General features: G+C 43.6%; 18 protein-coding genes. 11 read left to right on the forward strand and 7 right to left on the reverse strand.

The features are described 5' to 3' along the window. Positions 1-85 precede the first annotated feature (85 nt). A complete protein-coding gene (locus P0M28_RS05955) occupies positions 86-844 on the reverse strand; it encodes a hypothetical protein (RefSeq protein WP_302208723.1) in 759 nt (252 codons plus the stop codon). Between the two features lie 125 nt (positions 845-969). Between P0M28_RS05955 and P0M28_RS05960 the strand changes: the two genes are divergently transcribed. After that, positions 970-1,623, forward strand: a complete 654-nt coding sequence (locus tag P0M28_RS05960; protein WP_302208725.1) for an HD domain-containing protein — start codon at positions 970-972, stop codon at positions 1,621-1,623. 87 nt (positions 1,624-1,710) lie between these two features. On the opposite strand, the gene P0M28_RS05965 is transcribed toward P0M28_RS05960, so the two are convergent. Next, positions 1,711-2,238 carry a GNAT family N-acetyltransferase gene (locus P0M28_RS05965; RefSeq protein ID WP_302208727.1) on the reverse strand — a complete coding sequence of 176 codons (528 nt, stop codon included), beginning with the start codon at positions 2,236-2,238 and terminating at the stop codon, positions 1,711-1,713. Positions 2,239-2,353: 115 nt separating this feature from the next. Between P0M28_RS05965 and P0M28_RS05970 the strand changes: the two genes are divergently transcribed. Further along, complete coding sequence (locus P0M28_RS05970; protein ID WP_302208729.1) at positions 2,354-2,530, forward strand: hypothetical protein; 177 nt, start codon at positions 2,354-2,356, stop codon at positions 2,528-2,530. A gap of 31 nt (positions 2,531-2,561) precedes the next feature. Further along, on the forward strand, positions 2,562-2,744 hold the full coding sequence (locus P0M28_RS05975; protein WP_302208730.1) for a hypothetical protein: 183 nt from the start codon (positions 2,562-2,564) through the stop codon (positions 2,742-2,744). A gap of 81 nt (positions 2,745-2,825) precedes the next feature. On the opposite strand, the gene P0M28_RS05980 is transcribed toward P0M28_RS05975, so the two are convergent. The 3 genes from P0M28_RS05980 to P0M28_RS05990 all read right to left on the reverse strand — a co-directional run bounded on the left by P0M28_RS05980 (position 2,826) and on the right by P0M28_RS05990 (position 4,772). Further along, positions 2,826-3,590, reverse strand: coding sequence for a hypothetical protein (locus tag P0M28_RS05980; RefSeq protein WP_302208732.1), 765 nt, complete (start codon positions 3,588-3,590; stop codon positions 2,826-2,828). A gap of 4 nt (positions 3,591-3,594) precedes the next feature. Beyond that, positions 3,595-4,161, reverse strand: coding sequence for an SRPBCC domain-containing protein (locus P0M28_RS05985; RefSeq protein ID WP_302208733.1), 567 nt, complete (start codon positions 4,159-4,161; stop codon positions 3,595-3,597). 62 nt (positions 4,162-4,223) lie between these two features. Next, on the reverse strand, positions 4,224-4,772 hold the full coding sequence (locus P0M28_RS05990; protein WP_302208734.1) for a Crp/Fnr family transcriptional regulator: 549 nt from the start codon (positions 4,770-4,772) through the stop codon (positions 4,224-4,226). A gap of 743 nt (positions 4,773-5,515) precedes the next feature. On the opposite strand from P0M28_RS05990, the gene P0M28_RS05995 reads away from it, so the two are divergent. The 5 genes from P0M28_RS05995 (at position 5,516) to mscL (ending at position 10,393) form a co-directional block, all read left to right on the forward strand. After that, complete coding sequence (locus P0M28_RS05995) at positions 5,516-6,163, forward strand: PQLLE family protein (RefSeq protein ID WP_302208736.1); 648 nt, start codon at positions 5,516-5,518, stop codon at positions 6,161-6,163. 189 nt (positions 6,164-6,352) lie between these two features. Next, entirely contained in the window at positions 6,353-8,068 is a 1,716-nt protein-coding gene (locus tag P0M28_RS06000) for a GMC oxidoreductase (protein ID WP_302208737.1), read from the forward strand. A gap of 152 nt (positions 8,069-8,220) precedes the next feature. Beyond that, positions 8,221-9,000: a pentapeptide repeat-containing protein gene (locus P0M28_RS06005; protein WP_302208739.1), complete on the forward strand. Its 780-nt coding sequence runs from the start codon at positions 8,221-8,223 to the stop codon at positions 8,998-9,000. Between the two features lie 248 nt (positions 9,001-9,248). Beyond that, positions 9,249-9,842, forward strand: coding sequence for an LOG family protein (locus P0M28_RS06010; protein WP_302208740.1), 594 nt, complete (start codon positions 9,249-9,251; stop codon positions 9,840-9,842). Positions 9,843-9,958: 116 nt separating this feature from the next. Continuing rightward, a complete protein-coding gene (mscL, locus tag P0M28_RS06015) occupies positions 9,959-10,393 on the forward strand; it encodes a large-conductance mechanosensitive channel protein MscL (RefSeq protein WP_302208742.1) in 435 nt (144 codons plus the stop codon). Between the two features lie 20 nt (positions 10,394-10,413). Here the strand turns inward: mscL and pgi are convergent, their stop codons facing one another. Beyond that, complete coding sequence (gene pgi / locus P0M28_RS06020) at positions 10,414-12,063, reverse strand: glucose-6-phosphate isomerase (RefSeq protein ID WP_302208743.1); 1,650 nt, start codon at positions 12,061-12,063, stop codon at positions 10,414-10,416. A 53-nt stretch (positions 12,064-12,116) separates the two neighbouring features. Between pgi and P0M28_RS06025 the strand changes: the two genes are divergently transcribed. Together P0M28_RS06025 and P0M28_RS06030 are read left to right on the forward strand one after the other, a co-directional pair. Further along, entirely contained in the window at positions 12,117-12,473 is a 357-nt protein-coding gene (locus tag P0M28_RS06025; RefSeq protein WP_302208744.1) for a YraN family protein, read from the forward strand. A 95-nt stretch (positions 12,474-12,568) separates the two neighbouring features. Then, positions 12,569-12,976, forward strand: coding sequence for a GxxExxY protein (locus P0M28_RS06030; RefSeq protein WP_302208745.1), 408 nt, complete (start codon positions 12,569-12,571; stop codon positions 12,974-12,976). A 55-nt stretch (positions 12,977-13,031) separates the two neighbouring features. Here P0M28_RS06030 and P0M28_RS06035 read toward each other — a convergent pair whose 3' ends face one another. Continuing rightward, positions 13,032-14,423, reverse strand: a complete 1,392-nt coding sequence (locus P0M28_RS06035; RefSeq protein WP_302208746.1) for an NCS2 family permease — start codon at positions 14,421-14,423, stop codon at positions 13,032-13,034. Between the two features lie 278 nt (positions 14,424-14,701). On the opposite strand from P0M28_RS06035, the gene P0M28_RS06040 reads away from it, so the two are divergent. Next, positions 14,702-16,351, forward strand: a complete 1,650-nt coding sequence (locus P0M28_RS06040) for an OmpA family protein (protein ID WP_302208747.1) — start codon at positions 14,702-14,704, stop codon at positions 16,349-16,351. The last annotated feature ends 4 nt before the right edge of the window (positions 16,352-16,355 follow it).

Below are 16,355 nucleotides of genomic sequence, written 5' to 3' on the forward strand. Positions count from 1 at the left end.
CTTAAAATAAAAAAAGGCGGAAAATCCGCCCAAAACACTACAAAAGTAATTGCAGTTTTAAGTCAAGTACATGCACTTTGAACTCTTAAAACGTCCAATGCTGATTCCAGTTATGGCAACTAAACCGATGTTTTTGCTCTTCAAAGTTATCCCGCAGGGTAGAATAAAAACCCCAACCCACTAAAAAGGTGAATACCGAAGCAATTGTAAAGGCATTTACTACCGACTCGGCTAAGAACCCAAATAGCAGCATGGTTACCAAAAACGTAACAACCGTCCAGTAAACCGTCATATTGGTTAAGTTGCGGTGCCGCCACGACCGAATGTAGCGCAGCGGATGCAAATCGTCACCCCACTGGTGTACTAGCTTAAAGTGATGTTGATCAATGCGGTACAACAGTAAAGGATCAATGATCGGCCGTTGGCGTTGTTCCAAATCAAATGTTTCTGCCGGAGCCACAATGTAAAAATCGTACTCCAAATCTTCTTCACTCAGCGCGTGTTCTTCCTGAAACCGATTTAGTTTAGTACCAAACTCCGGATCAATCGGCCCGTGGTACAGCCGACTGGAGAGCATACGCATTCTATAAGCCACGCAAACCTGTTTAATATCATCTACATGATACACCTCACCATCGAACTGCCGATTAAGCAACCACTGTCTCAGCCATCGTTGTTTAGGATCATGAATTTGGTGTAAGCTTCGCTTTAAACCTAATTGCCGAATGGCTTTTTCCTCTTGCATTCCCTGCTGTTGTAGCAGTACTTGGGCTTCCTGGGCAGGATCATTAATTACTCCTTGCCGTTTTTGGTCTTCTCTGATGAGTGCATCGTGTAAATTCATGGCAAAAAATTAAAAAGGATAATTTAGATGTTATCTGGCTAATCAATTTAATAAAAACGTTGAATAATGTCTCATTTCTCAATAAAAATGTTTGGAACTTTGAAAAAAATAGACTACCACTGAGCATGACGCGCACCAACCTCATTCAAACAACTACTGAATTTGTTCAATCTACGTTGGCGGACGCCGAAGCGGGACACGACTGGTGGCATACGTATCGGGTGTGGCAAAATGCCCGGCAAATTGCCCAATCCGAAACGGCCAACCGATTAGTGGTAGAGCTGGGTGCTTTACTGCACGATATTGCCGACGCTAAATTTCACGGAGGGGATGAGGAAATCGGCCCGCATACCGCCCAACAGTTTTTAGAAGAGCAAGCAGTTAGCCCAACGATAATTGAGCACGTAACCAATATTGTACGCCATATTTCTTTTAAAGGCGGGAATTTTCAGCAAACGTTTCACTCACCAGAGTTAGCGATAGTACAAGATGCTGATCGCCTAGATGCATTGGGGGCTATTGGCATTGCGCGCACTTTTCACTATGGAGGCTTTCGCAACCGACCGCTCTACAACCCAAACGTACCGCCTAACCTAAACATGAGTCGCGAAGAATATAAAAGCAGTCAGGCGCCTACCATTAATCATTTCTACGAAAAGTTACTGCTATTGAAAGACCGTATGAATACCGCAACTGGTAAACAACTGGCTGATAAACGCCATCAGTTTATGGAGCAATTCTTGGCGCAATTTTACCAGGAATGGAATCCTGAAGGGTAAGGAGTAGAAGGTAAGAGGGTTTATAATCAGACAGTGACAACCTTACACCTTCTACCCTTTATCTTGTATCTCTTGCTTTCAGATTAGCTAAGTAGGTAGCACTGCTGATGGGTCAGGCCAGATAATGCGTAGTACTGAGGCTACTCCCCCACCTGGGTTTTCTACCGTAGTTGTCTCGGCTACTGTGCCCCCTATCCGTTCGTAAAAGCTACGGGCTGCTGTATTTTCTTCGTACACCCACAAGTACAAACCAGAATTACAATTACGCTGATGCACCCACTGAGCAGTGAGTTGCATTAATCGGTACCCAATACCTTGCCCCTGCCAATGGGGTAAAACGTGCAAATTATCGAGCAAAGCACCGTAGCGAGCATCGTCTTCCGCATAGGTGCAGGCAAAACCGCATACTTCTTCACCATCTACCGCCACTAAAATGTGCTGATTGCCTTTCGGATTCTGGAACCGCCCCTGCCACAGTTGCAATCGGTCAGCAGCAACATCTTGGTCAAGATATGTATCTCGCAGTATGCCTCGGTAGTGTTTTTGCCAGCTAGCAGCGTGCAAACGAGCAATTGTCTCAGCCTCATTAGCGTAAGCACTTCGGTAAGAAATCATTCAGTAAAAATACAACCCTAAAAATTGTTCTCAAATATTGCATCTTATTTCCAAACATTATATATTAGCTTTCGTATATGATAGTAATACTATTAACTAATAAATTTTAGCTATCATGTTGTTAACCCTTAAAAACTCAAATACAATACTGCGAAACTCAGAGAACAAAGGTCAGAATTCACCAACTACGGTTGATGCACCGCGCTACCGTCAGGTAAGCCGATTGGCCGATATGTCAGTAGGACGAATACGTCGGTGGGGTATGCCATTCCGACGACCATTTTCGCTATAAAATTCTATTCATAAACTAAAATACATAGCCCATGAAACCGAGTATGTTAGCCTACACTAAACTTATTCTAGAGAAAGTGAGCTTTAACCGAGAGTTGTACGAACGAGAATATCGCAAGGCACTTACCCGGCTTTCACCTCACGAGGCAAACATGCTTGAGCGATGGACTCGCTGCCAAAGGCAACAGCTAGTGCCAATAGCAGTGGTAAAATGATATTGGATAGTGAGTAGTTACGTTAATACTTTTGCTTACTAGGCTGACCAGTGTGCTTTTGGCGCGCTGGTCTTTTATTTTTTATACAATCCTAAAAGAGTTAGCCATTAATGCTTGTACCAGCGTAAATAACGCTAACAAACCGTACAAAACAGCTACCCAAATTGTAATGCTAGTGTTTTTAAGCCCATAAAAAGCAAGAAATGGTAACACTTGCAAAGCGTGCATACCAATAAAATGGGCAATGCGTAGGTCACCGTACGTATAGCTCCAATTAAGAAAGGGCAACCCCACACTACCATCAGAACCACCAATAGTGTGAGTGAGTTTCGATCCCATGACAAAACCTTCAAAGGAAAAAATCACAAAAATGATCATTCCTAGCCGAATAGCCCAGACGTAATACATCGGCAATTCAGAAAAATCTTCCCTAAAAAATAACACGCAAATGTAGGCAACATATAGTGTTACCAAGGTAGCGGCTATTGCCATTAAGGAAAATAATAAGGCGTATCCGGGAGTGCTGGTATTATAATGTGATAACTGCCCTCTACCAGCCTGAGTAGCAATGTAGGCTACCTCAAATCCTAACAGAATAATGACTGACCAACTGAATAAAGTAGGATTGAAATTTTTTAGGTAATAACAATACCACGCCATTGACCAAGAAAAGAAAGTAGTGGACAGCGCAAATTTTGCCGGCTTGTACCAAGCACTTACATTGTAGACCTGGGTGTCAGTAATTTTAGAAAGCACTAAAAACAAAATGGACGCTATAAGATTTGCCAAACCAAAGTAATACAGTAGCTCATTTCGCGTACGGATTTCTTGAACAACTTCTAGCATAACCTTAATTATTGTTTTCCGCTTTCTCCTTGATAGCAGCCAGCCATACATCATGTAACCGCCGTAGTTTTTTGGGCTGGAACGTCTTCTCGAAAAAAGTTAACCAGCCACGTTGAGATTCGCTAGTAATGAGCTGGCATCCAGTATCGGTTGGAACAATGAGCCAAGCATGGTACCCCGTAATGCTCTTCTTTTCCGATTCCCAGCTTAGCCGATAGGGGGGAACAAATTCTCGGATAGATGATGTAAAGTTTAACCCCATCGTTTGCCAAGTAAAAATTGCACGCTCAGTCAGTATTCCGCTTGTAGTATTTTGCACGTTGACTTCACTTGCCCCTTCGTACCATTCCGGCCAGGCTTCAGCCTGAACTAGAATATTCCACACAACGTCTGGCGAAGCTTCTATTTCAATTTCGTTATGTACAAAGAATTTAGCTTCAGTAGGCTTATAAGTCTTCGGCCAATTAATTTCCTCAGAATAAGGTAAGCTAGCCTCTACTGATTTCTCGAGTGAGTAGCAGGAAGATAAAAAACTAGCGATGATGAAGAAGAGCGATATTTTTCTTGCCATAATTAATACTTAAACTACGGCAAAGTTATTTGTTAGTGCTCCTTCAAAACGATAACATTTGTTTATACTTTCTCCCGACCCTCTTTTTTTAACCGACTTAGGTGGATAGGAGTAATTTCCAAATATGAAGCAATCATGTGCTGGGGCACCCGATTATGGATATTTGGAAAAACCTCGGTGATAGTATCGTAGCGCTCTTTAGGTGTACGGGTATACTGATTCCTGATCCGATGGTCTTGATAAACAAAATAAAATTCAGCGATCAACCGGCCTAGTTTATCACCTTCTACTAAATTTTTATATCCCCACTCAACCGCAGATCGGGTTAGAATAACTACTTTAGTTTCTTCTAGTGCTTGTAAAGTATACATGGAAGGCTGTTGCTGAAGGAAGCAAGAATAATCGGCAATAAATTGATTTTCTAAAGCAAAATGAATTGTGTGTTCCGTACCCTGCTGGTCAGTAACTAGCACTCGAACAATTCCTTTATTAATAAAAAAAATTTCATTTGGAACTTGATTTGAATGGCTTAACGCCTCCTTTCTACCAAACTTTTTAGTAAAACACTGACTCAAAAACTCATGTATTTCAGCTTCTGAGATTTGTATCATTTGCCTAATTACTTGTTCTATTTGTCTCATAGATTGTTTGATGCTTGGGATTTTCTATAAATGCTGTTTTTAACCCTCGCTACGAAAAAAGAATGTTTTTTATACGTACAATTAGATTTGTCATGTTTGGCTAGCCAATGGATACCGACAAACTAAATCGGCAAACTTGTTACTATCTATTTAGTAGTATCTACTTTTTCCTAAGCAGAGTGTTATGAATTAGGTCTGCTTTACTCTGTTCTGCTAATAAAATAGCAAGTTGCAAGTCTATAAAAAAGTATCTCCATAACTAATCTGGCTAAAAGCGTCCGTTAAATACCATCCGACTAACTAGGAACGGTAGTTAGACCTACGGAATAATTTCCTGCTAACTGGGAGCTATATTGTAGCCCCTATGGAATGCTCCCTGCTAATAAGGAAGTACTTTGTAAGCCCGCTTTGCTATTCCCTACTAAAAGGGAAGAGCATTGCAACCCCTCTGAATGCCTCCCTAACGAAGAGGAAGTACTTTGCAGCCCCGCTTTGCTCTTCCGATCAGTATAGTTATTTGGTTGCAATATTTTGGATAAGCACTTACGCAAGAATTGGCTTTAGTATAGGTCTATCTAAGTATTGTCAGGGTGTTTTTAATTTATTTGAGCTAAATATTACGCATAATAGGTTTAGCAGTAAAACCAAAAACACTTTTCTGTAGCTTATACTATATTTGAGTGTTATTGTGCGAATACACGAAATTATCAGGCATGGTGAAGATTAAAGAGACATACTTTTTAAATCAGGTAGATGTAGCAGTAGACAATGCGCTAAACACCCCAGAAATTCTTGATCAACTAGCAATATACGGTTACGATAAAAAGAAGATCATGCAAGGTCGGACTATGCGATTGGCATTGGATGAACTAATGATGCAACAGGAAGATGCTCATTTGGCTGCTAAAGATGCCACCCGAATACTTAACGAAGCCCGCCAACAGGTAGATACCTTATTTAGTACTCATTTATCTATTGCCCGAATTGCTTTTCGAGATGATCCTACTTTTTGGAATGCTTTAAAACTAGGGCAAGCCCGAGAGCGTAATTTGCCTGATTGGCTTACGCAGGTACAGCGTTTCTACACCCGCATTGCAGTAGTAGCCAAGCAAATGGAGAAATACAACGTCCCTCAGAAAGAACTAATAGAAACCCGTAAGCTAATTGCCCAGATTGGTGGATTGCAGCGCCTACAAAAAAAGGCAAAAGGGCAAGCTCAAGTAGCTACTCAAGACAAAAATAACGCTATTAATGATCTGGAACTCTGGATGCGTCGCTTTATGCGAATTGCTCGGGTAGCCCTAGATCAAAATCCTCAGCAACTAGAAATGCTCGGCGTAGTTGTGCAGTCAGCTAAATAGTATTAATAGCCCGTCGTAAATAGTTAGCAACAGAAGTCTATTCTGCTTGTGGTCTTTACTAAGTTGTTTACTACAGTATTCTTACTTACTTTTCGGTTTGAACTACTGCTAACAGTAGTATTTACTAGATACTACCGCTAGCAGTATTAGGTAAATCATTTACATCTACTGCACATTTCTCCCTACCCTATGGCTAATCTTAACATTACGGCTCAAGATCAAAACACCTACGATGCAATTGTGATTGGCTCTGGCATTAGCGGGGGCTGGGCGGCTAAAGAACTCTGTGATAAAGGGCTGAAAACCCTAGTACTAGAACGGGGAAGGGAAGTAAAACACATACAGGACTATCCCACCACTACCAAACGCCCCTGGGAAATGCCCTACCGGGGACGAATGCCCGAATCAGCCGAAGAAGCTAATCCTATCGTTAACCGTTGCTACGCATACGATCAGTACACCAAACACTTCTTTGTAGAAGACGATAAGCACCCCTACGTACAAGAAAAGCCCTTCGATTGGATTCGGGGCTACCAAACTGGGGGGAAATCCCTGATTTGGGCTAGACAAACCCAACGCTGGAGCGACTACGAGTTTGAGGCACCCGCCCGCGACGGCTTTGCGGTGGACTGGCCGATTCGGCATAAAGATTTAGCTCCCTGGTATTCCCACGTAGAAAAGTTCGTCGGTATCAGCGGCAATCGCGATGGTATCAAAAACCTGCCCGATAGTGAGGTGTTGCCCCCCTTTGAGCTGAATTGCCTGGAGAAACATATTCAGCAGAAGGTCAAGGAGAGCTATGATGACCGTCAGGTGATTATTGGCCGTTGCGCCCACCTAACCGAACCGCAGGAGATACACTTACAACAAGGACGAGGGCAGTGCCAAGCCCGGCACTACTGCTACCGGGGTTGTCCCTACGGAGGCTACTTTAGTTCCAACTCCTCTACCCTGCCCTGGGCGGCTAAAACGGGCAATATGACTCTGCGCCCCCACTCGGTAGCACACTCTATCATATATGATGAACAGGACGGTCGGGCAACAGGCGTGCGGGTGATTGATGCCGAGACTAACGAAAGTATTGAGTACTTTGCCCGTATTATCTTTGTTAATGCGGCGGCTCTGAATACCAACTTATTACTACTCAACTCTACCTCATCCCGGTTTCCTAACGGCTTAGGTAACGATAATGATTTGTTGGGTCGCTACGTGGCTTTCCACAATTATCGGGGTAGTATGTTGGCCTCGTTTGATGGTTTTGAGGATCAGTATTACTACGGTCGGCGCCCCACTACGGCGTTTATGCCTTCATTCCGCAATGTATTCCGGCAGGAGACAGATTTTCTACGCGGATACATGGTGGCGTTTAGTGCTTCCCGCCAGAGTTGGCAGCGTGGTATGCTTCAGGAAGGCTTTGGTACAGATTGGAAAGAAGGACTAAGTGAACCGGGCCCCTGGCAAGTATACATGATGATGCAAGGCGAAACTGTGCCCCAGTACGAAAACCATGTTCGCCTCAGCGACACGGAAAAAGATGCCTGGGGCATTCCGCAACTGGTCGTTTCCGTTGATTATACCGAAAATGATGAGGCAGTACTAAAAGATTTCCTAGAACAAGGTAGTGAAATATTAGAAAAATCGGGCTGTACTGATATTCGCACGATGGATAGTGGACAAGCCCCCGGCCTAGACATCCACGAAATGGGCGGAGTACGCATGGGGCATGACCCCAAAACCTCGCTGCTCAACAAGTGGAACCAGTTACATGTCTGTAAGAATGTATTTGTTACCGATGGAGCCTGTATGACCTCGGTCGGCAATCAAAATCCTTCCCTTACCTTCATGGCGTTGACTGTCCGAGCCGTAGACCACGCAACCAAAGAGATAAATCGGCAGAATTTGTAATTAACCGTTCGCTTTCGAACACTTTTGCTCGCTTGCGAACAATAGGCTACTCGCAAATCACTGTTGGAAGCCTTGCAGAGGACTTTTTTGCCTTGGCACAGCAATTGAACTTGCTTTGATACAAACTTATGTTACTCAAACTCTTTCGTGCTATGCGACTACTTTGCTTACCTATTATTTTATTTGCTCTTTCTGCTTTAGCTACCGCTGGAATTGCCCAGCAGCGCGTTGATGCCGATGAGGTTATCCGTCAAATTAATGAAGGGCAAACCGTCACTTATCAAGATGTAGAAATCTCCGGCGATCTGGACTTAACTAACTTGGATACTCGCGAACGTACTGAGTCGTCGGAAGGATGGTTTGGCTTCGGCAACAATGATACTTACGAAAGTGTAGTAGAGGCATCTATTAGCTTTATCAATTGCACTTTTTTGGGCGATGTAATCGCGTATTACCACGACGATCGGGAAGAAGATACATTCATCGCCCACTTTGAAGGTGACGTGGTGTTCCGCAAATGCACCTTTCGCGAAGGTAGTGAGTTCAAATACTCTGAATTCGCCGGTGAATCTGACTTCTCTGGTTCCGTTTTCGAGGAAGAAGCTAATTTTAAGTACGCCGAGTTTTCTGAGGCTCCTTCTTTCGCCCAATCGGTATTTAGTGATGAAGCTAACTTTAAGTACGCCGAATTTCCCGAAGAAACTAACTTTACAGCAGTAGTTTTTGATGATGAAGCTGATTTTAAGTATGCTGAATTTCCTCGTGGTGCTTCTTTTAAGGAAGCCGTTTTTAACAATCTAGCCAATTTTAAATACGCCAAGTTCCGCACCCCACTCAATATGCAAAATGTATCGTTCAACGGCGACGAAGACTTTAAGTATACCAAAGTAGATGGGCGTAGTTTTACGTCTTATCTGCTCAATAATCGCTAACCTTATCCCGAAACAACATTTACCCTCACAAAAAGCGTAGTCGTATTGGCTACGCTTTTTTATTGGGCTACAAATCCATCTTTGATAATAGTACTTTACCAATTCTATCCGTCGTAGCTCCGGCTATGCCGCCAAAAATTGGTGCACCCCATAGCCAAATCCCGGATTTCTGCCCCCAAAAATAAAATCCAAAAGTACTCTCAGTTCGCACCAATTAATTTATACTTTGCATCAAAGTCTGAATAATTATGAATGAGATTAACCGGGTATGCGTGTACTGCGCTTCCAGTGCAAAAATTGACCAAAAATACTTTGATGCTACCGAACGATTGGGTAAACAGCTAGTGACAAACCAAATAGAGGTTGTCTACGGCGGGGGCGCGGTAGGACTAATGGGAAAACTGGCCGATACGGTGCTAGAACACGACGGTGAAGTAATTGGCATTATGCCGCAATTTATGCGTAATGTGGAGCTGCATCATAAAAAAGTATCCCGCTTTCACTTTGTAGCCGATATGCACGAACGCAAAAAACGCTTTCTGGACGGAGTAGATGGACTGATTGCCCTACCCGGCGGGTGCGGTACCCTGGAAGAACTGATGGAAGTTCTAACCTTGAAGCGATTGGGTATCTTGACTCAGCCAATCGTGATTCTTAATACTGACGGCTTTTACGACCCGCTGGAAACGATGCTGGAACGCTGCATTGACGAAAACTTTATGGCGCAGGAACACCGCAATATGTGGACTTTCGTTCGTGAACCAGAAGAGATACTGAATGCTTTACGCGAAGCCCCGCCTTGGAGTAAAGATGCTATCCAGTTCGCTACTTTCAAGGAATAGTTTTTTATTTGAAATTCCTCGTTGATTTCTAAGAAGTCAGTAAGTTAGTTCTCCAACTACCTGTTAAACACCTGGTAAACTTGACAGTTGGTTGCTGCAAAACCATTGCAGTAATTATGAACAAGTTTATTCAGAATTTTAAGGAGTTTGCGGTAAAGGGTAACGTCGTTGACCTAGCCGTTGGTATCATCATCGGAGCCGCATTTAACAAGATTGTATCCACCCTAGTAGAGAAGGTGATTATGCCTCCGTTTGGGTTGCTGTTTGGCAATGCTCATTTTAATCAATATGAGTGGATACTTCGCCCGCGTGAATTGAATCCGAACGGAGATGTAATTCAAGAACAGGTAGCTATTGGCTACGGAGCCTTAGTGCAGGTCACCTTCGATTTTCTGATTATAGCTTTATCTATTTTCGTCGTGATTCGTCTTATCAATTCTCTAAAGCGCAAAGCTGAAGATGAGAACGAAAAAAGCGTACCAACCCCCAAAGACATTCAACTATTAGCTGAGATCCGTGATTTAATGAAAAAACAAGCTGCCGTTGAGTAGAAGATTATTCTAACCCGATACTATCGCATACTTTTAAAGGCACTGATTAAGCCATTGGTAGAAGCATCGTGGGAAGTTACGGTACTGTCGCCCTCCAATTCGGGTAGAATCTTTTTAGCCAGTTGCTTACCAAGCTCTACGCCCCACTGGTCAAAGGAAAATATGTTCCAGATTACCCCCTGCACAAAGATTTTGTGTTCGTACATGGCAAGCAGTGCGCCCAGTGTACGGGGCGTGAGCTTCTCAAACAAGATAGAATTCGTCGGTCTATTGCCCTGAAAGGTTTTGAACGGAGCTAGCTTTCCAATTTCTTCCTCAGATTTCCCTTGGTCACGTAGTTCCTCCGCGGCTTCCTCTTCGGTTTTACCCATCATCAGTGCTTCAGTCTGAGCAAAGAAGTTTGCCAGCAGCTTCGCGTGGTGGTCACCGATGGGATTCTGACTCTTAGCCGGGGCCAGAAAATCACAGGGAATTAGTTTCGTGCCTTGGTGAATTAATTGATAGAATGCATGTTGGCCATTCGTACCCGGTTCGCCCCAAATAACCGGACCTGTCTGATAGCCTACCGGGTCACCGTCACGGTCAACGTACTTACCATTACTCTCCATATTGCCTTGCTGGAAGTAGGCGGCAAAGCGGTGCATGTATTGATCGTAGGGTAGAATTGCTTCGGTTTCCGCCCCGAAGAAGTTATTATACCAAATACCAATCAGAGCCAAAGTTACTGGAATATTCTTCTCAGGAACCGTGTTGCGAAAATGCTGATCCATTGCGTGACCTCCGGCTAATAACTCCTCAAAGTTTTCAAAGCCAATAGAGCAAGCAATCGTCAGACCAATAGCTGACCATAAGGAATACCGTCCGCCGACCCAATCCCAGAAGCCGAACATATTCTCGGGGTCAATCCCAAACCTCTCTACCTCTTCGCGATTAGTAGAAAGTGCTACAAAATGTTTCTTAACCGCTTCTTCATCATTCGCTTGCGCCAAAAACCAATCCTTCGCCGAGTTAGCGTTCGTCATGGTCTCCTGAGTAGTGAATGTCTTGGAAGCGATGACGAACAGCGTTGTTTCCGGGTTTAGCGGCTTGAGTACTTCGCTGATATGCGTACCATCTACGTTAGAAACATAATGTACGTCAATATGCTCTTTCTTGTAGGGTTTCAGCGCTTCGGTAACCATTACTGGCCCTAAGTCGGAGCCACCGATACCAATATTGACAATATCGCGAATGGGTTTACCTCTAAAGCCTTTCCACTCGCCACTAATAATCTTTTCCGAAAAACTTTTCATTCTATCTAGCACTTCATTCACATCGGGCATTACGTCTTCGCCATCAACGTGGATAGGATCGTTAGAATGGTTGCGTAAGGCAACGTGTAGTACTGCTCGGTCTTCAGTTTGATTAATAGCTTTTCCGCTAAACATCGCCTCAATAGCATCCGGTAGTTTACACTCTTCGGCCAAATCCAGCAGCAATTTATGCGTTTCTTCGGTAATCCGGTTTTTGGAAAAATCAACCAGCGTATCTTCAAACTTGAGCGAGAAACGGGAAAATCGTTGAGCATCTTCCTGAAAGAGCGTTCGCATATGTACGTCTTTCATTTGACGAAAATGCTCATTGAGAGCTGACCAAGCCCGGGTAGTGGTGGGATTTATGGTGGGTAGCATAGTGTTTTTATTTTGGGATTGAACCTACTAAAATTGCGAATATAAAAAAACGAATGACGAAAACTTCTCAACAGCAAACCGGACAACGGGGTGAAGACATCGCACTTAATTATCTAAACCAGCAAGGCTTTACTTTAGTTAAGCGAAATTTTCGCTACCGCCGAGCTGAGGTTGATTTGATCGTGCAAAAAGATAAATTACTGGTATTCGTAGAAGTAAAAACCCGCCACGATACCAGCTTTGGCTTTCCCGAAACATTTGTCAAACCCGAACAAACTGAGTTGATCGTCGCTGCGGCTGACCACTATGTTCAAGAGAATAATTGGGAAGGAATGATTCGCTTTGATATTGTAGCAATTACTTTACTGCCTGACTTAGAGATCGAGCACTTTGAGGATGCTTTTTACTAACATATAGATACAGTAGGGCCCATAGGATGTAATTATTAGGGTAAAAGAGATAACCATGTAGGCACACAGGGCATAGTAGTTGGGCTGATGATTGAATGACAAAAGCTGAACTTAAGGAGCATACGTATAACATTCTTAGTGTAGCGATTGAGGTGCATAAACAGTTAGGTCCTGGCTTATTGGAAAGTGTTTATCACCGTTGCATGGAACAGGAAATGATACTTCGCCGCTATCCGTTTCAGAGTGAATTAATTGTTCCGGTTACTTATAAGGGGTTGGATTTACATACCGGGTTACGCTGTGACTTTCTGTTTGCTGACTGTATTGTGATTGAACTGAAATCTGTACAAGCTATGGCTCCCGTTTTCGGTGCTCAGTTGATGACCTACATGAAACTCTTACAAGTACCCAAAGGCATTTTAATCAACTTCAATGTCACCAATATTTTCAAAGAAGGCCAAAAAACTTTCGTAAACGACCTATTTCGCGATTTGCCCAACTAACAGTCTATGTGTCCTACTGTGCCTATGTGGTTATCTCGCTAAGTCACATAGAACCTCACAATACAAATTTCAACACAAAAAGACCCGCTAGTAAATAAAGTACAATCGGTATCTCACTAAACTTTCCTTTCACCACTTTAATCAATACATAAAAGATAATTCCGGCGGCAATCCCGTTGGCAATACTGTAAGTAAAGGGCATCAGCACCATTGTTAAAAAAGCGGGAAGAGCTTCATCAAAATTGTTAAAGTTTATCTTTTGAATGGATTGCATCATGAGCATTCCGACAAGAATCAAGGCCGGAGCAGTAGCTGCTGCTGGAACCATGCCGGCTAAAGGAGCTAGAAAGATAGAAAGTAAAAACAGAATGGCTACTACTAGTGCGGTAAGCCCGGTTCTTCCTCCGGCCACTATTCCGGCATTGCTTTCAATGTAGGTCGTCACAGTAGAGGTACCCAACAACGCTCCGAACGTAGTAGCCAGGGCATCAGCCAGCAATGATCGTTTCATACGAGGTAAGTTGCCCTTTTCATCTAAAAAACCAGCTTTGTCAGCGGTACCAATCAGCGTCCCAATGGTATCGAACAGATCCACCATTGAAAAGGAAATTATTACTACCAGCAGCGTAGCAATTACTTGTCCTAAGCTACGATTCTCAGTACTGAATAATCCGGCAAAATCTAGTTGGAACCAAGTTTTAGAAAGACTGACATCCGCCATACTCATGCTCTCTGGAAGTTGAGTAATCCCAAATAGTAAGCCTACTACTGTAGTAAGAATAATACTAAATAAAATTCCTCCGGGAACTTTCAGTGCGTACAGTATACCAATAATAATCAAACCAATACAGGCGACCAGTACCGACGGCGAACCCAGATTGCCCATCTCCAGAATTTGGGGTGGGGCTTGCTGAATCTGCTCAATGAGTGCGCCCACTTCCAAGGTTTCAGCTCCTAAGATAATGTCAATAATGGGACCCTGATTCATCCGAACAATTCCCGCATTATTTAGCCCAATTAGCGTTATGAACAGGCCAATACCTGCCGGAATAGCGTAGCGCACTGCTGCTGGTAACGCTCGCACAATTGCCGAACGGGCTCCGGTAACTGTCAGAATGATAAAGAACACTCCCGAAATGAAAACAATGGCCAATCCCTGCTGCCAGGTAAAGCCATTTTGCAGCACTACGGTAAAGGCAAAGAAGGCATTCAATCCCATGCCGGGGGCTTGGGCAAATGGGTAGTTCGCAACCAACGCCATCATCAGCGTGCCTACTGCGGCGGCTACACAGGTAGCAATTAATACTCCATTAAAATCCATCCCAGCCTGCTGTAAAATGCTGGGATTCACGAAGATAATATAGGCCATCGTGAAGAAAGTCGTCAGTCCGGCGACTACTTCAGTACGTACGGTGGTTTGGTTTTCCCGTAGCTTAAATAAGTCCATAGTTAGGTAGTAGTAGGCTTGGTTAGGCTGCCAAAAATATCACTTCCTATCCTAATTGCTAGTAACCCGAAGTGAAATGATTTAAGTAAGACTTGGTTGTACGATTATTGTAAACGGTTAACAATGTACAGTTAGCAGTGTACAATGAACAACGAAGGAAACACAAAATGCAGTTGTCTACTGTATTCTATTCTTTGTTGTATTGCTAATTGCCCTCTGCACATTGTTAATTGCTAATTGTTCACTGTACATTGCACATTGTTAATTGCTTGCGACCTATGAGATACACTTTTTTTCTATTTTTGATCTGCTGTTATTTCAATGCCAATTCTCAAAGCGAACACGAAAAGCTAGAGGGTAATCTGAATTCATCGGCTAACGAAGCTGCTCCAGTACTTAGTCCCGATGGGAAAACGCTATATTTCGTTCGGCAGTACCATCCACAAAACGTAGGTGGTGTTACCGACCCCGGTGATATTTGGTACAGCGATTTACAAGCCAATGGTCAGTGGGGAGAAGCTACACACGGAGGAACATCCATTAATAATCGTTTCTACAACGGAATTATTGGTTTTGCTAATGAGCAAACGGCTTACATTCATGGGCACTATCTAGATGGAAATAAGAGGCCGACTACTCAGGGAATTTCTATGACCAGTGGTCAAAAGAATCAGTGGAATACTCCTGAAGCCGTGAAGATTCCGTATTACTACACCAAGTCTAAACACCAGAGTGGTTCGTTACACGCTAGTGGTCAAATTATGCTCTCGACTTTGCAGTCTTATGATTCACGGGGAGCCGAGGACTTATACGTTCTGTTTAGACAAAGTGATGGTTCTTGGTCGGAGCCGAAGAATTTAGGTAACGACGTGAATACGGCGTACCAGGAGATGACTCCCTTTTTAGCACCCGATGGGAAAACCCTATTTTTTGCTAGCAATGGTTACGAGGGCTTTGGCAGCAGGGATATTTTTATGTCAGTTCGGCTAGACGATTCCTGGCGCAGTTGGTCGAACCCTAAGAATCTAGGAGCATCCGTGAATACTCCCGGTACTGAACTGTACTATGGCATTCCCCAAAACAGCGATTATGCCTATTTATCGTCTACTCAAAATAGCGATGGTATGGCTGATGTTGTGAAAGTCAGAGTTAATCCTGAAGACGAAGAAATATTGGCCGAAGCCGATTCTGCACTGGATATTCCCGAAGAAAAACCACTACCTAATCCCCCACTTGTAGCTGAAAATACTGCTGATTCTGAACCAGAAGAAGTAGTTGAGGAAGTTCCAGAAGAGCCCGATGTACCAATGATTACTATTACGGGTAAAGTGATTAACACAAAAGCCCAACAGCCATTAAACGCTGAGCTAGTAGTCCAATCAGTTCGCAACGACACTACTTTAGTCGAGACTGTACAGACCGATGCCCAAGGTGTATTTAGCGTTTCGTTACCATTGGACGATAACTACGAATTATCCGTAGCAGCGGAAGGGTTCATTCGCCAGCGAGATAAAATTTTATTGGCTGCAACTTCAGAAGCAAACACACTGGAACGCAATTACCAGCTTACTCCCATTGAAGTAGGTTCCACGGTTAATTTAGAAAACGTACTATTCGACCGAGGTACCGCCGATATGCTGCCCGGTTCTAGCGAACGACTAGATGAAGTAGTTAACTTTCTAGACGAAAATCCCGAAGTAGCCATTGAAGTAGGTGGCCACACCGACAACCGAGGCCGAGCCGATCTAAATCTAGAGCTATCCAGCCAGCGAGCCGAAGCGGTTCGGGAGTACTTGATTCAACAAGGCGCCGATACTGATCGGGTGACCGCCAAAGGCTACGGAGGCACCCAACCCATCGCCAGCAACGCCATTGAAGAAGAACGCCGCAAAAACCGCCGCGTAGATTTTACGATTGTGAGGAAGTAGAATG

Source organism: Tunicatimonas pelagia (genome assembly GCF_030506325.1).
GTDB classification, from domain to species: domain Bacteria; phylum Bacteroidota; class Bacteroidia; order Cytophagales; family Cyclobacteriaceae; genus Tunicatimonas; species Tunicatimonas pelagia.

What these genes read in the sequence shown, in the direction of transcription:
- P0M28_RS05955 (WP_302208723.1), bottom strand. Translation starts at nt 844, where the DNA reads ATGAATTTACACGATGCACTCATCAGAGAAGACCAAAAACGGCAAGGA.
- P0M28_RS05960 (WP_302208725.1), top strand. Translation starts at nt 970, where the DNA reads ATGACGCGCACCAACCTCATTCAAACAACTACTGAATTTGTTCAATCT.
- P0M28_RS05965 (WP_302208727.1), bottom strand. Translation starts at nt 2,238, where the DNA reads ATGATTTCTTACCGAAGTGCTTACGCTAATGAGGCTGAGACAATTGCT.
- P0M28_RS05970 (WP_302208729.1), top strand. Translation starts at nt 2,354, where the DNA reads ATGTTGTTAACCCTTAAAAACTCAAATACAATACTGCGAAACTCAGAG.
- P0M28_RS05975 (WP_302208730.1), top strand. Translation starts at nt 2,562, where the DNA reads ATGAAACCGAGTATGTTAGCCTACACTAAACTTATTCTAGAGAAAGTG.
- P0M28_RS05980 (WP_302208732.1), bottom strand. Translation starts at nt 3,590, where the DNA reads ATGCTAGAAGTTGTTCAAGAAATCCGTACGCGAAATGAGCTACTGTAT.
- P0M28_RS05985 (WP_302208733.1), bottom strand. Translation starts at nt 4,161, where the DNA reads ATGGCAAGAAAAATATCGCTCTTCTTCATCATCGCTAGTTTTTTATCT.
- P0M28_RS05990 (WP_302208734.1), bottom strand. Translation starts at nt 4,772, where the DNA reads ATGATACAAATCTCAGAAGCTGAAATACATGAGTTTTTGAGTCAGTGT.
- P0M28_RS05995 (WP_302208736.1), top strand. Translation starts at nt 5,516, where the DNA reads ATGGTGAAGATTAAAGAGACATACTTTTTAAATCAGGTAGATGTAGCA.
- P0M28_RS06000 (WP_302208737.1), top strand. Translation starts at nt 6,353, where the DNA reads ATGGCTAATCTTAACATTACGGCTCAAGATCAAAACACCTACGATGCA.
- P0M28_RS06005 (WP_302208739.1), top strand. Translation starts at nt 8,221, where the DNA reads ATGCGACTACTTTGCTTACCTATTATTTTATTTGCTCTTTCTGCTTTA.
- P0M28_RS06010 (WP_302208740.1), top strand. Translation starts at nt 9,249, where the DNA reads ATGAATGAGATTAACCGGGTATGCGTGTACTGCGCTTCCAGTGCAAAA.
- mscL (WP_302208742.1), top strand. Translation starts at nt 9,959, where the DNA reads ATGAACAAGTTTATTCAGAATTTTAAGGAGTTTGCGGTAAAGGGTAAC.
- pgi (WP_302208743.1), bottom strand. Translation starts at nt 12,063, where the DNA reads ATGCTACCCACCATAAATCCCACCACTACCCGGGCTTGGTCAGCTCTC.
- P0M28_RS06025 (WP_302208744.1), top strand. Translation starts at nt 12,117, where the DNA reads ATGACGAAAACTTCTCAACAGCAAACCGGACAACGGGGTGAAGACATC.
- P0M28_RS06030 (WP_302208745.1), top strand. Translation starts at nt 12,569, where the DNA reads ATGACAAAAGCTGAACTTAAGGAGCATACGTATAACATTCTTAGTGTA.
- P0M28_RS06035 (WP_302208746.1), bottom strand. Translation starts at nt 14,423, where the DNA reads ATGGACTTATTTAAGCTACGGGAAAACCAAACCACCGTACGTACTGAA.
- P0M28_RS06040 (WP_302208747.1), top strand. Translation starts at nt 14,702, where the DNA reads ATGAGATACACTTTTTTTCTATTTTTGATCTGCTGTTATTTCAATGCC.